Annotated in this window: 13 protein-coding genes; 3 read left to right on the top strand and 10 right to left on the bottom strand. The window is 71.9% G+C overall.

Annotated features, from left to right (window positions below; genetic code table 11):
* Nucleotide 1: 1 nt before the first annotated feature.
* Genes JHY01_RS14980 through JHY01_RS14970 form a run of 3 tightly spaced genes read left to right on the top strand, consistent with a single transcriptional unit; the run spans nt 2 to nt 3,014 of the window.
* A complete protein-coding gene (locus tag JHY01_RS14980) occupies nt 2-976 on the top strand; it encodes a tyrosine-type recombinase/integrase (RefSeq protein WP_205326462.1) in 975 nt (324 codons plus the stop codon).
* Nucleotides 977-1,026: 50 nt separating this feature from the next.
* The gene (locus tag JHY01_RS14975; protein WP_205326461.1) at nt 1,027-2,526 is read left to right on the top strand and encodes an AlkA N-terminal domain-containing protein; all 1,500 of its coding nucleotides are present in this window, start codon (nt 1,027-1,029) and stop codon (nt 2,524-2,526) included.
* On the top strand, nt 2,523-3,014 hold the full coding sequence (locus tag JHY01_RS14970; protein WP_205326460.1) for a methylated-DNA--[protein]-cysteine S-methyltransferase: 492 nt from the start codon (nt 2,523-2,525) through the stop codon (nt 3,012-3,014). Before JHY01_RS14975 ends, JHY01_RS14970 begins: the two co-directional genes overlap by 4 nt.
* Before the next feature lie 12 nt (nt 3,015-3,026).
* On the opposite strand, the gene JHY01_RS14965 is transcribed toward JHY01_RS14970, so the two are convergent.
* From JHY01_RS14965 to urtB, 10 genes are all read right to left on the bottom strand, one after another.
* Entirely contained in the window at nt 3,027-3,470 is a 444-nt protein-coding gene (locus JHY01_RS14965) for a hypothetical protein (RefSeq protein ID WP_205326459.1), read from the bottom strand.
* A gap of 53 nt (nt 3,471-3,523) precedes the next feature.
* Entirely contained in the window at nt 3,524-4,276 is a 753-nt protein-coding gene (locus JHY01_RS14960) for a maleylpyruvate isomerase family mycothiol-dependent enzyme (protein ID WP_205326458.1), read from the bottom strand.
* A 170-nt stretch (nt 4,277-4,446) separates the two neighbouring features.
* Nucleotides 4,447-4,692, bottom strand: a complete 246-nt coding sequence (locus tag JHY01_RS14955) for a ribosomal protein L7/L12 (RefSeq protein ID WP_240192794.1) — start codon at nt 4,690-4,692, stop codon at nt 4,447-4,449.
* Nucleotides 4,693-4,734: 42 nt separating this feature from the next.
* Nucleotides 4,735-6,429 (bottom strand): allophanate hydrolase, encoded by a 1,695-nt coding sequence (atzF, locus tag JHY01_RS14950; protein ID WP_205326456.1) that lies wholly within the window; start codon nt 6,427-6,429, stop codon nt 4,735-4,737.
* Between the two features lie 7 nt (nt 6,430-6,436).
* Nucleotides 6,437-10,012: an urea carboxylase gene (uca, locus tag JHY01_RS14945; protein WP_205326495.1), complete on the bottom strand. Its 3,576-nt coding sequence runs from the start codon at nt 10,010-10,012 to the stop codon at nt 6,437-6,439.
* A 33-nt stretch (nt 10,013-10,045) separates the two neighbouring features.
* A complete protein-coding gene (locus tag JHY01_RS14940) occupies nt 10,046-10,756 on the bottom strand; it encodes a GntR family transcriptional regulator (RefSeq protein ID WP_205326455.1) in 711 nt (236 codons plus the stop codon).
* Nucleotides 10,753-11,445, bottom strand: coding sequence for an urea ABC transporter ATP-binding subunit UrtE (urtE, locus tag JHY01_RS14935; protein ID WP_205326454.1), 693 nt, complete (start codon nt 11,443-11,445; stop codon nt 10,753-10,755). The genes JHY01_RS14940 and urtE overlap by 4 nt, the downstream gene beginning before the upstream one ends.
* Nucleotides 11,429-12,226: an urea ABC transporter ATP-binding protein UrtD gene (urtD, locus tag JHY01_RS14930; RefSeq protein WP_205326453.1), complete on the bottom strand. Its 798-nt coding sequence runs from the start codon at nt 12,224-12,226 to the stop codon at nt 11,429-11,431. The genes urtE and urtD overlap by 17 nt, the downstream gene beginning before the upstream one ends.
* Nucleotides 12,223-13,299 (bottom strand): urea ABC transporter permease subunit UrtC, encoded by a 1,077-nt coding sequence (gene urtC, locus JHY01_RS14925; RefSeq protein WP_205326452.1) that lies wholly within the window; start codon nt 13,297-13,299, stop codon nt 12,223-12,225. The genes urtD and urtC overlap by 4 nt, the downstream gene beginning before the upstream one ends.
* Nucleotides 13,296-14,180, bottom strand: a complete 885-nt coding sequence (gene urtB, locus JHY01_RS14920) for an urea ABC transporter permease subunit UrtB (protein WP_205326451.1) — start codon at nt 14,178-14,180, stop codon at nt 13,296-13,298. Before urtB ends, urtC begins: the two co-directional genes overlap by 4 nt.
* Nucleotides 14,181-14,195 lie beyond the last annotated feature (15 nt).

Below are 14,195 nucleotides of genomic sequence, written 5' to 3'. Positions count from 1 at the left end.
CATGTCCGCTGAGATCGCAGGGATCGACTGGAGCCGCACCCCCGCCCCGGCCGCGCCGGGCGCGGACCCGTACCGGGCCTATCTGGACACGCTCGGGTCCGCCGAGTCGCGGCGGACCATGCGCGGATGCCTCGACCGGATCGCGCAGCTCCTCTCCGGCGACCCCGACACCGTGGGCGCGGGCCAGCCGTGGCACCTGCTGCGCTACGAGCACACCTCCCGGCTGCGGGCGGCCATGATCGACGCGGGCTGGTCGGGCGCGTACGTCAACAAGCACCTGGCGGCCCTGCGCCGCGTCCTCAAAGAAGCGTGGCGGCTCGACCTGATGGCCGCCGAGGACTACCAGCGGGCCTGCGACCTGCAGCCGGTGAAGGCCCAACGGCTCCCGGTCGGCCAGCAGGTCGACGCCGAAGCGCTCGGCGCGGCCCTGTACGCGTGCGACGCCGACCCGGGCCCGGCCGGGGCCCGCGACGCCGCCGTCCTCGCCACCCTCTACTCGACCGGGTGCCGCCGCTCCGAGATCGCCTCGATGCGCCTGGCCGACTACGACCCGGTCGAACGCTCGATCCGGATCGTCGGCAAGGGCAACAAGGAACGCTCGGTGTACGTCACCGAGGCCGCGCAGGCCCGCATCGACCGGTGGACCCGGGTGCGCGGCAACGACGCCGGGGCCCTGTTCTGCCCGATCAACAAGGCCGGGCGCCTGCGCCGCAACGGCACCCGGCTGTCGGGCATGACCGGTCAGGCGATCGCCGACCTGCTCATGAAACGCCTGGTCGAGGCCGGGCAGCGCCGACACACCCCGCACGACTTCCGCCGCACGTTCATCGGCGAGCTCCTCGACGCCGGCGTCGACCTGGCCATCACGCAGTCCCTGGTCGGACACGCGTCACCGGCGACGACCGCCCGCTACGACCGCCGCCCGGCCCGCCGCTCCCGCGAGGCCGTCGACCGCCTCCAGCTCCCCGAATCGTGATGTCGATTTCTGGCTAGCCGTTGTCATACCCGCGGGGCAGTCTTGTGGGCATGGACTTCCAAGCGATCATCGGCGGCGAGGAGCGGCTGCAGGCCGCCGTCGCCGGCCGTGACGCCCGCTTCGACGGCTGGGTGTTCCTCGCCGTCACCTCCACCCGCATCTACTGCCGGCCCTCCTGCCCCGCAGTCAAACCCAAACGCGAACACCAGCGCTTCTACCCCTCCGCCGCGGCCGCCCAGGAAGCGGGCTACCGGGCGTGCAAACGCTGCCGCCCCGACGCCTCCCCCGGCTCGCCCGCCTGGGACTGGCGCACCGACGTGTGCGCCCGCGCCATGCGCCTCATCGGCGAAGGCGTCGTCGACCGCGAAGGCGCCGCCGGCCTCGCCGACCGCCTCGGCTACTCCCTCCGCCAGCTCGAACGCCTCCTCATCAGCGAGGTCGGCGCCGGACCGGCCGCCCTCGCCCGCGCCCAGCGAGCCCAGGTCGCCCGCACCCTCATCGAGAGCACCGACCTGCCCATGGGCGAGGTCGCCTTCGCGGCCGGCTTCGCCTCCATCCGGGCGTTCAACCGCGTCGTCGCCGACGTCTACGCCTGCTCCCCCACCGAACTGCGTTCGAAGGCCGCCGGCCGGAACGCCTCGGGCGGCGGCGCGATCACGCTGCGCCTGGCCTACCGCGAACCGTTCGAACCCTCGAACCTGTTCGGGCACCTGGCCGCGGCCGCGGCACCGGGCGTCGAGGAATGGCAGGGCGGCGCCTACCGCCGCACCCTCCGCCTCCCCCACGGCCCCGGCACCGCATCGCTGCGGCCCGGACCGGGCTACATCGAATGCCGCCTGCGCGTGGCCGACCTGCGCGACGTCACCGCCGCCGTCGCCCGCTGCCGCCGCGCCCTCGACCTCGACGCCGACCCGCACGCGCCCGCCGAAGCCCTCACCGCCGACCCCGTCCTCGCCCCCTTGGTCGAGAAGACCCCCGGCAGGCGGGTGCCGCGCAAAGCCGACGGCCCCGAATACGCGATCCGCGCCGTCATCGGCCAGCAGATCGCCACCGCCTCGGCCGCCACGATCGCCGCCGGCCTCGCCGAACGCTACGGCGAGGCCGTGGACGACCCCGACGGGGGCCTGCGGCGGCTCTTCCCCGCACCCGAGACGCTCGCGGCCGCCGACCCCGCCCACCTGCCCATGCCGGGCAAACGCAAGGCCACGGTGCTCGCGCTCGCGGCCGCGCTGGCCGAGGGCCGGGTCGATGTGGGCCCGGGGGCCGACTGGGCCCGCACCCGCGAGCAGCTGGCGGCGGTGCCGGGGGTGGGGCCGTGGACGATCGAGATGATCGCGATGCGCGCCCTGGGCGACCCGGACGCGTTCCCCGTCAAGGACCTCGGCGTCATCAAAGGCGCCCGGCACCTCGACCTCGGCGCCGGGCGGGTCCTGGAGGCGCGCTCGCAGGCGTGGCGGCCGTGGCGGGCCTACGCCGTCCAGTACCTGTGGGCCTCCAGTGAGCACCCGACGAACCATCTGCCGACCGAGAAGGAAGCGAGTACGGAATGAACACCAGCGCGAGGCATCTGACGATGGAGTCCCCGTTGGGGCGCTTGGCCGTCGCGGCGGTCGACACGGGCGTCACCTACGTCCACATGGGCGTCGAGGAGATCAAGGACGCGTGGGGCCCGGAGGAGGCGACGCCGGTCCTGGAGGCCGCCGTCGACCAGCTCGAGGCCTACTTCAAGGGCGAGCTCAAGGAGTTCGACCTGCCGCTGGCGGCCCGCGGCACTGATTTCCAGCGCCGCGTGTGGGACGAGCTGTGCCGCATCCCCTACGGCGAAACCGTGTCCTATATGGACGTCGCGGAGCGGATCGGGGACCGCAAGGCCGTGCGCGCGGTCGGTCTGGCCAACGGCCGCAACCCGATCGCGATCGTCGTCCCCTGCCACCGGGTGATCGGCGCGAACGGGAAACTCACCGGCTACGCCGGGGGCCTGTGGCGCAAGGAGCGGCTGCTGTCGCTCGAACGCGGCGAGCCCGCCCTGTTCGCCTGAGGCACCCGGCGCTCAGATGAGCGTGACCTTGAGCTGGACGGTCACCCTGTCGTCGTCGACGATGATGCTGGCGGCGTAGCAGATCTCGTCGGTGCATCCGGCCGGGATCGTCCCCGTGGCAGTGCCGTTCGGGGTCATCCCTGCCAGGAGCGGGGTCGCCATCGCGTTGTCGGCGAGGAAGTCGTCGAAGGCGTCCGCGGGGATCTCGACGGTGACCTCGGCCCGGTCCCCGGGAGTCGGCGACTCCATCTGCGTCAGGTCGGCATCGGTGACCTCGGTGCCGGCCGGGAACGACAGGTGCGTCGCCCCTTCGACGGTGTCCACGCCCGGCTGGGGCCCGCCTTCGAGGGCCCAGCCGACGGCCCACACGGCGGCGATGAGCCCGCCGAAGACGCACGCGAGCCAGACGGCGGCGATCAGCGCGCGGCGGACCGTGGGCTGCGGCTGGGGTTGCATGGCCGCGACCCTACCCGAACCCCGCGAGTGACCGTCACATCCACCGGTCCCCGCTACTGCGCGAACGCGCCGATCAGGTCGTACAGGCCCACAGCGCGATCGGCATCGCCCTCGATGCGCACCGCACCGGCGGGGACCCGCCGCCACAGCCACAGCAGGAGCGTCCCGGTGTCGGCGCTCACGCGGGCCTGCGCGTCGCCCGCGGCGCCTGGAGTCGCGGTCACGGTGCCGGCTGCGACGCGTACGGTCCACGTCCGCTCGCCGTCGTCGAGGGCGACGGCGAGACCGTCGGCGTCGTTGAGCTCCGGGGCGATCTGGTCGCGGTAGGCGCGCGAGCCCCACGTGAGCATGACCTGCAGCATCTCGTCGATGCCGTCGGCGGCCAGCGCGGGATCGACGGGGCTGATGGCCTGACCTGCGGCGAGTTCGGCGTCGACGCGGTGGACGAGGGTCTCCTGGGCCATGCGCCGGATCCAGAATCCGACGGTCTGGTCGGGCCCGTACCAGGTGTAGGCGAGACTGTCGGGCCCGCGCTGCTCGAACTCGGTGAGCAGGTCGACGAGTGCGGTGTCGAACTGCTCGGCGGGGGTCCCGGGCCGGGCGATCCGGAAGTCCTCACCCGGGGCCCTGAGGAGCCGCATCGACTGGATCTTGTGGTCGTAGGTCTCGGTGACGTGGTCGAGCAGGTCGGCGGCGGTCCATGCCGGGCAGGTGGGCACCGTCGCGTCCGGCGCGACCGCACCGGCGGCGGTCTTCAGGCGGGCGGCTTCGGCGATCAGGTGTGCTTGGAGCGTGGGGAAATCCATTCGGGCATGGTGGCACACGGGGGCGACAGGTCGGCCCGGCGACGCCCCCGGACGGGTGTCGTCGCCGGTCGTTGCCGCAGGTCCGGGTTGATGCGGGCATCGCCGTTGCGGTCGGTCCCGGTTCATGGTGCTGCGTTGAGCGCGCCGACTCGCCGCCTGATGGCTCGGCCTCAGTACCCGGCCTCCATGCGTTCGACCGCGTCCTTGGCTTCTTTGAGGCCGACGCCGGTGATCTCGCGGTAGACCTTGATGGCCTGGATCTTCTTCCCCGCGCGGAGGTGTTCGTGCACTGCGGCCATCGGGTCCGGTGCGGCGGGCGCGGCGTAGTGGAGGCCCAGGTGCTGCATGATCAGGTCGAGCTTGCGCTCGACCCGGGCGATGGCGTGCATGGTCTGGACGTCGTGGCGTTCCCGCATCGTGCGCTCCTCGGGTCGGTGGTGTCCGCCCATGCTAGGGCGTCACCGCCGGTGCGCCCTCCAGCCGCCCGCAGCGGTGATGTCCTGGCCTGCAGCCTGGTTGGCGACGAACCCGGTGGCCCAGGTGCCGTCCTCGAGTTCGACGTTGCCGAGACTCATCGGTGCCGGCAGCGCGGCGAGGAACCGGCCGAGTGCGGCGGGGCTGAGCTGCCAGCGCTCCCCGGGGAAGCTCGCGCCGTCGTCGGCGCGTATCACGAACGGCTTGGGCGGCTTGGTGTCGAGGGCGAACATGCGGTACGCCGGTGCGGTCCGCACTTCGCCGGCGTAGCGTGCGCCGAGCCCGGTGAGCTGGTGGTTGAGCGGCATCCCGGTCATGTGGGCGCCGAAGACGACCAGTTCGGTCGCCGCCGGCGCGTACAGGGGCGTCTGGGTGTCGAGGATTCGGGCGGCGAGGTCGATCGCGACCTGGTCGTGGAAGGCCGGGACGATGAGGCTGACCCCGAACCCTTTCGTGCCGGCGGTCCCGGCGGGGATCGCGACGGCGGCCATGTCGAGGAGGTTCACGAAGTTCGTGTACGTGCCCATGCGGGCGTTGACGCCGATGGGGTCGGCCGCGACCTCGGCGAGCGTGGGGTGCAGCGGCGCGGTCGGCAGCAGCAGGGCGTCGAAGCCGTCCAGGAGGGACGCTGCGTGCTGCTGCGCGCTGCGGAGCCGCTGCTGGTCGGCCACGAGGTCGGCGCCGGAGAACTTGAGGGCGCCGCGCACGATCGCGGCGACCGTGGGGTCGGTGTCGTCGGCGTCGAGGTGCGCGCCGAAGGCGGCGAACCGTTCCGCGACCAGGGCGCCTTCATACAGCAGGAGCGCGGCTTGGAGGAGCGGCTGCACGTCGAGCTCGATCGTCTCGGCCCCAGTGGCTTCGCACCGGTCGACCGCGGCTTCCCACAAGGGACGGAAGTCGGGGTCGAGGGGGGCGAGGTCGGCCGGGCGCGGGATCGCGACCCTGGGCGCGGGTGGTGCGGCCAGCACGGTGTCGGCGGGCCAGGACCGGGAGGCCGGGTCGGCCGCACTCGGGCCGGTCATGACGCCCATGGCCTTGGCGGCCAGGGCGAGGTCGGGGGCGAACACGGTGAGGCAGTCGTAGGAGGCGCAGGCCGGGACGACGCCGTCGACCGGGACGAGCCCGAGCGTCGCCTTCACCCCGACCAGACCGTTGAGCGCGGCGGGGACCCGCCCGGACCCGGCCGTGTCGGTGCCGAGCGCGAAATCGGCGATGCCGAGCGCGACCACCACGGCCGAACCCGACGACGACCCGCCCGAGATCAACTCCGGGTCGGCCGCCGCACGAACCGCCCCAAAGGGACTGCGCGTGCCGACCAGCCCGGTCGCGAACTGGTCGAGGTTGGTCTTGCCCAGACAGACCGCCCCGGCCGCCCGCAACCGCGCCACCCCCGTCGCGTCCCGCCCCGGCGTGTACGCGAACGACGGCGCGCCGGCGGTGGTCGCGAGACCGGCGACGTCGATATTGTCCTTCGCGGCGAACACCGTCCCGGCGAGCGGCAACACCGCCCCTGCGGCCACCGCGGCGTCGATGCGCGCGGCCTCGGCGAGGAGGTCCGCCGCACCGCGCACCGCGATCCACGCCTCGGGCCGTTCGGCCTCGGCGATACGGGCGAGGGCGGCCTTGACGCGCTGCGTGGCGCTGGCACTGTTCACGAGGTCCCCTGTCTGGTCGTTCACTTGATGGTCATGGGGTGGCGATGACGAGCAGCGGCGCGCCGGGCGCGGCCTGCTCGCCGGGCCGGGCGAGGACGCGGGTGACCGTGCCCGAGACGCCGGCGGGCACGGGCATCTCCAGTTTCATCGCCTCAAGGACGACCACGGTGTCGCCGGCGGTCACGGTGTCGCCCGCCTCGACGTTGACCCGCCACACACTGGCGGCCATCGGCGCTTCGACAAGGTGCTCACCGGACTCGAGCGCGATCGTCTCGCCTTGGTGCGGCGCGGGTTCGGTGTGGTCGCGGTCGAATTCACCGGCGGCGGCCCACCGCTCGCGTTCGGCTTCGAACGCCGCGGCCTGCCGCGCCCGGAACGCCCCGATCTCCTCGGCGTTGTCGGCGAGCAGCCGCCGGTAGTCGGCGTAGGCGAACCGCCCGGGCCGGATGTCGATCTCGGCCCGGCCGGCGGCGAGCTCACGCCGGGTATGGGCCAGCGCCTCCTCCGAGACGCGCTCGAAGACGACCCGGTCGAAGAACCGCAGCAGCCACGGCAGGCCGTCGTGGAACGACGCGAGGTCCCGCAGGCCCGCCCAAATGGGGGCGGTCCGCCCGACGAGCTGGTACCCGCCGGGCGAATCCATCCCGTAGATGCACATGTACGACCCGCCGATACCGACGGTGCCCTCGGCGGTCCAGGTCCGGGCCGGGTTGTACTTGGTCGTGACGAGCCGGTGCCTCGGATCGACGGGGACGGCGGCCGGCGCCCCCAGATAGACGTCGCCCAGCCCCAAGACGAGCCATTCGGCGCTGGTCGCGATCTGCGCGACCTCCTCGATCGAGCCGAGGCCGTTGACACGGCGGATGAACTCGATGTTCGAGGGGTTGAAGAGGGCGTCGTCGCGGACGTTCGTCGAATAGCGGGCGATCGCCTCGTCCACGACCGAGTCGTTCCACGAGATCGGCAGCCGCACCTCACGCGAGGGCACCGTCATGTCCGCGATGTCGGGCAGGTCCTGCTCCAACTCCACCAGCAGCCCCGTCAGGCGCCGGATCGGCAGCACATCGGGGTCCACATGCAAATGCAGCGAACGCACCCCGGGGGTGGTGTCGATGAGCCCGGCCGGGTCCGCCGCGGCGAGCGCGTCCATGAGCGCCCCGACCCGCATCCGCAGACCCAGGTCGAGGTGCATCGGCCCGTACTCGAGAAGGACCGCGTCGTCACCGGCCCTCCGGTAGGCGACCGCGGGCCGATCCTCCCCGGCCTCGACCGCGGCGAGCGTCGCCGTATCGTCCTTCGCTCCCACGAGCGGCACGGGCGCGGCCACGGGGTCGGCCCGCAACCGGTCCGCTTCGCTTTCGCCGACAGGCAGGAACCGGACCGTGTCCCCCGGCCGCAGCTGCCCCAGCTTCCACCGGTCCGAAGTGGTCACCGTGAACGGGCACGCGAACCCGCCCAGGCTCGGCCCGTCGGGCCCGAGCAGTGCGGGGGTGTCGCCGGTGAAGTTCACGGTCCCGACCGAGTACGGGTTGTCGTGCAGATTGGACGGGTGCAGCCCGGCTTCACCGCCGTCGGCCCGCGCCCACTCCGGCCGCGGCCCGTCCAGCCGCACACCCGACCGTCCCGCATGCACCTGCACCGACCAGTCGGCCGCGTAGATCCGCTCCATGTCCTCGAACGTGAAGTAATGCGGGGCCGGCTGCGGCCCGGGCGTGACCGCGAGCGTCCACGCATGCCCGAACTCGGGCCGCTCGACCACCGGCACCGGTCCCGCCCGCAGCCCGGAGGCGCCGGCGGGGACGAGGCGGTCGCCGACGCGGAGCTGGTCGCCGGTGTAGCCGCCGATGCGCCCGGGCGGGAACGTGGAGGCGGAGCCGAGGAACGTCGGGACGTCAAGGCCGCCTTGGAAGAGCACATAGGTGCGGGCGCCGGCGTCGGTGATCGCGCCGACGGCGAGGACGCCCCCGGCGGGGACGTCGACCGGCTCCCACTGCGGCACCGGCGCACCGTCGAGGGTCACCGGCGCCGGCGCGCCCGTCACGCACACCGTCACGGCCACACCGAACTTGAGCGTGGGCCCCGCGATGGTGCATTCGAGGCCCGGGACGCCTTCAGGGTTGCCGAGCGCCCGGTTGCCCAGCCGGAACGAGTAGTCGTCCATCGGTCCCGACGGCGGCACCCCCACCTGCCAGTACCCGACACGGCCCGGGAAGTCCTGCACGGTGGTGAGCACCCCGGCACTGATCACGTCGATCCGCGGCGACGCGTCCCGGATCGACGCCACCGTCCCGGTGTCGTGCTCGACGGCGGCGACGCGCGCGTCCACGGCGGCGGCCTGCAACTGGCCGAGGTTGGTGTGGACGCCCTCGATCCTGGTCTCGCCCAACGCCCCCGCCAGCGCCGCCCACGCCTGCTCGCGGGTGCCGCCTGCCGTGATGATCTTGGCGAGCATCGGATCGTAGGTCGCCGGGACGTCGACGCCCCGTTCGATCCACGTGTCCACGCGGGCGTGCTCGGGCAGGTCGACGCAGGTGAGGAGGCCCGCGGACGGCAGGTGGTCGCGGGCGGGGTCTTCGGCGTAGACCCGCGCCTCCACCGCCGCGCCGGTCACGGCGGGCCCCGACTCGGGCAGCCCGTCGAGGAACCCGGTGTCGCCGGCAGCGGCGCGGATCATCCACTCCACCAAGTCGATCCCCAGGATCTGCTCGGTCACCGGATGCTCGACCTGCAGGCGCGTATTGAACTCCAGGAACGACGCCGCCTCACGCTCGGGGTCGTAGATGAACTCCACCGTCCCCGCCGACCGGTACTTCGCGGCCGCCGCGAGCGACCGCGCCGCCGCATGCATCTGCACCCGCACCGCCTCCGGCAGCCCCGGCGCGGGCGCCTCCTCGATGACCTTCTGATGGCGCCGCTGCAGCGTGCAGTCACGATCGGACAGGCTCACGACACGCCCCTCGCCGTCACCGAACACCTGGACCTCCACATGCCGGGCCCGGCGCACATACTGCTCGAGATAGACCGCGTCGTCACCGAAATTGTCCGCAGCCAGGCGCCTCACCGTCGCGAACACCTCCGCGAGCTCGCCTGCGGACGCGGCGACGCGCATCCCGATGCCGCCGCCCCCGGCGGAGGCCTTGACGATCACCGGGTACCCGACCTGCGCCGCAGCGGACACCGCGGCCTCCACCGAATCGAGCGCCGCCGTCCCGGCCGCGAGCGGCACACCGGCCACTGTCGCGGCCCGCCGCGCCCGCACCTTGTCGCCGAACAATTCGAGCTGCTCGGGAGTCGGACCGATGAACACCAGCCCGGCCTCGGCCACACGCCGCGCGAACGCCGCGTTCTCGGCCAGGAACCCGTACCCCGGATGCACCGCCTGCGCACCGGTGTCCTTCGCCGCCGACAAGATCGCATCAACGTTCAGATACGACTCGGCCGGCGCCGCCGGACCCACGCACACCGCCGCATCGGCGTCCCGCACATGCAGCGACGCCGCATCCGCCTCCGAATAGACGGCGACGGTGGCGACACCGAGCCGATGGGCCGTACGCGTGATACGCCGGGAGATCTCGCCCCGGTTGGCGATCAGGATGCGGTCGAACACGACAGAACTCACTCTCACAGAAGAAGGCAGCGGTCAGGGACGGACGGCGTTCGCCAGATGCGCCCACGTCAGGGCCGCCTCAGCACGACCCACCACAATGGACCTAGATGTCTCGATATGCCGAGTCAGAATCGCCGTCGCCTCCCCGTAACGGCCCTCCAACGCACCCTCGGCGATCGCAATATGCTCGGCGATGGTCGCCGCCATCCGCTCCGCCGTGAAATAGTCGAACATCCGCGCCGGCCGGATCCGGTTGTTCACCACCTTCAACGACTCCGCCAACTGCACATTGCCCGAAGCCGCCAGCAACGTCAGGTGATAGCGCTCATCCGCGTCGACCATCCCCGCACCCGGCTCCGGCGGCGACGCCTGCAGCGCATACCACCGCTCCAACTCCGGACCCAGCAGATCCGCGTCATGCCGGACCTCCGGATCCGCCGCCGCCCGCGCCAACCCCCGCAACTCCAACGTCAACCGCACCTCGTACAAGTCGTTCAACTGATCGATCCGCGGCCGATACGGATACAACCCGTCCACCTCACGCGACACCAGGCCGTCAGCCGCCAAACGGCTCAACGCCTCCCGCACCGGCGTCCGCGACACCCCGTAGTTCCCGGCCAGACGCTCCTCACCGAGCCGCTTCCCCGGCTCGTACTTCCCCGCCATCAGATCCGCCCGCAACGCCACGTACACCCGCGCCGCAAGCGGCTCATCCACCTCCGGCAGCACCGTGAACCCACTCATATCGCCATCGCCTCCCGCACCCGAACCGCAGCACCCGCACCCGTCGCACCACTGGACGCGACCCGACCCGAACGCAGCACCGCATACCGCGACGCCGCCTGCAGCGCGAACCCCAGATGCTGCTCGACCAGCAGCACCGACAACCCTCCCCGCGACGCCAAATCCACAATCGTCGATTCGATCTCGGCGACCACATTCGGCTGGATGCCCTCGGTCGGCTCATCCAGAATGAGCAGCCGCGGCTCGGTGATGAGCGCCCGCGCGATCGCCAGCTGCTGGCGCTGGCCGCCGGAGAGGAGCCCGGCTTGGCGGCCCAGGAGGGTCTGGAGGGCGGGGAAGCGGTCGAGCTGGGCGTCGATGAGGGCTCTGCCGTGCTTGCGGCCGTCGGCGACGAGGCGGAGGTTCTCGCCTGCGGTGAGGTGCGCGAAGCACTGCTGGCCTTGGGGGACGTAGGCCATGCCGGCTTTGACGCGCCTGTTGGCCGGTTTCCGGTTGATGGTCTCGCCGTCGAGTTCGATGGTGCCGGACATGACGGGGATGAGGCCGACGACGGCGCGCAGGAGGGTGGTCTTGCCGGCGCCGTTGTGGCCCATGACGGCGGTGACTTCGTCGGTGCCGACCTCGAGGTCGATGCCGTGGACGACCGGGGAGCGGCCGTAGCCGCAGGTGAGGTTACGCAGTCGCAGCATCGGCGGGCTCCATGTCGTTCGAAGGCGCGGTCGGGTGTGCGGTGCCGAGGTAGACCTCTTGGACGCGGGGGTGGTTGGAGACCTCGTCGACCGAGCCGGTGGCGAGGACGGCGCCGGCGTGGAGGACGGTGACGCGGGACGCGAAGGCCCGCATGAAGTCCATGTCGTGCTCGACGACCGCGACGGCGCGATCGGTGGCGATGTCGTGAAGGAGCCGCCCGGTGGTCTCGCGTTCGTCGTGGCCCATGCCGGCGATGGGTTCGTCGAGAAGGAGCACGTCGGCGTCGCCGACGAGCAGCATCCCGATCTCCAGCCACTGCTTCTGACCGTGGGCGAGGATGCCCGCGGGAGTCGCGGCCTGGCCGGTGAGACCGATCTGCTCCATGACGTTGACGACGGTGTCGGGCAGGTGCTTGCGGCGGCGCAGCAGCGCCCAGGGGGAGCGTCCGGATCCGGCGGCGATGTCGAGGTTCTGGGCCACGGTGAGGTTCTCGAAGACCGTGGCGGTCTGGAAGGTGCGCCCGATGCCGTGGCGGGCGATGTGGTGGACCTTCTTGCCGCGCAGTTCGACTGCGCCTTTCTCAGCCGTGTCCTTGACCACGGACCCGGTGTAGCGGGCGAGGCCGGTGATGGCGTCGACGAGGGTGGTCTTCCCGGCGCCGTTGGGGCCGATGAGGAAGTGCACCTCGCCGCGGTCGAGGGTCAGGTCGACGCCGTTGACGGCTTTGAAGCCGTCGAAGTCGACTTCGATGTTCGCGCACGTGAGTGCTGCCTGGCTCATGCTGCGGCCTCCGCGGTGACCGGTTCCCTGCGGAACCGCTTGGTGGCGGCGGCGATCGAGGCGATGCCGCCGGGGAGCAGGGCGATGACGACGATGAACAGGAGCCCCTGCGCGTACGTCCAGGCGGAGGGGAACTGCTCGGAGAGGGCGGTTTGGGCGTAGGCGACCGCGAGCGCGCCGATGACGGGGCCGATCAGGCTGGCGCGGCCGCCGATGGCGACGCCGAGGAGGAACATGATGGACGGCACGATCCCGATGTTCGCCGGGGAGATGATGCCGACGATGGGGACGAAGATCGCTCCGGCGACGGCCGCGAACAGGGCGGCCGTGGCGTAGGCGACGACTTTGACGTTCGCCGCGTCGTAGCCGAGGAACCGGACGCGCTCTTCGGCGTCGCGGACCGCGACGAGCAGTTCACCGTAGCGGGAGCGCCGCAGCTGCAGAGCGACCGCGACGACGACGAGCAGGACCCCGGCGGCGATGAAGTACAGCATCTGCTGGTTGACCGGGTCGTCGAGGTTGTAGCCGAAGAAGTACCGGAACCGGGAGAGGCCGTTGAACCCGCCCATCGACTGCTGCCCGATGAGGAGGATCGCGAACGCCCCGGCGAGGGCTTGGGAGAGGATCGCGAAGTAGGCGCCCTTGACACGGCGTTTGAACACCGCGAGCCCCAAGAGGACCGCGAACGCGGTGGGGAGGACGAGGATCGCCGCGATCGTGAACACCGGAGACGCGAACGGCACCCAGTACCCCGGGAGCTCGCGGAGGCCCGCGAGCTCCATGAAGTCCGGGACGGAGCCCGGCCCGTTCCGGAACTCCGCGTCGGCCAACTTCATGTGCATCGCCATGAGATAGGCGCCCATGCCGAAGAACACGCCCTGGCCGAGCGTGAGCATCCCGCCGCGGCCCCACGCGAGGCCGATGCCCACGGCGACGATCGCGTAGCACAGGAACTGGGCGAGCAGCCCGAGCCGGAACCCCGACAGCAGCAGCGGCGCGGCGCCGAACAGGACGAGCGCGGCGGCGCCGAACCCGGTCCACGTCCCGGCCCTGGTGGAGAGGAACTTGCTCATGCGAGGCTCCTTGTCCGCAGCGTGAACAGGCCCTGGGGGCGCAGCTGGAGGAAGACGACGATGACGACGAACACGCCCACTTTCGCCAGCGAAGCGGTCGAATACGTCTCGAACACGGCCTGGAACGTACCGAGCGCGACCGCCGCGACCACCGCGCCCTTGATGCGGCCCATACCGCCCGCGACCACGACGAGGAACGCGTCGACCAGATAGGACTGGCCGGTGGTCGGACTCGTCGCCCCGATGAGCGTCAAAGCGACCCCGGCGACACCCGCGAGCCCGGACCCGATGAAGAACGTCCCCGCATCGACCGCCCGCGAGGAGATCCCGGCGGTCTCGGCCAGATCCCGGTTGCCCACCACCGCGCGGATCCGCCGCCCGGCCGGAGTGAACCTGAGGACCAGCGCCACCGCCGCGACCGCAATGATCGCCAGCGCGAGGATGAACAGCCGCGTCTTCGGCACCGCCGTGCCGAGCAGGTCGACACCGCCGCGCAGGAACTCCGGCACGGTCACGTTCACCGCCGGGGCCCCGAACACGTCCCGCGCGACCTGCTGCAGCACCAGGCCGACCCCGAACGTGACCAGGAGCGTGTCCAGCGGCCGGTGGTAGAGATGCCGGATGAGCAGGGACTCGAGGACGAGGCCCATGGCCCCGCCGACGAGGAACCCGACGGGAAGGGCGATCAGGAGGGACACCCCGGCGTCACCGACGACCTGCTGCGTCACGTAGGCCGTGTAGCAGCCCGCCATGATGAACTCGCCGTGCGCCATGTTGATCACGCCCATCTGGCCGTACGTGAGCGAGAGCCCCAGCGCCGCCAGCAGCAGGATCGAACCGGTGCTCAGCCCGGTGAACAACTGCCCTACGAGAAGGTCCACGATGTCTCCTTCCTG

The organism is Glycomyces sp. YM15, from assembly GCF_016918015.1.
Taxonomy (GTDB): domain Bacteria; phylum Actinomycetota; class Actinomycetes; order Mycobacteriales; family Micromonosporaceae; genus Glycomyces.
Note: the sequence above shows the minus strand (reverse complement) of the source record. Positions and strands in the feature narration are given on the sequence as shown.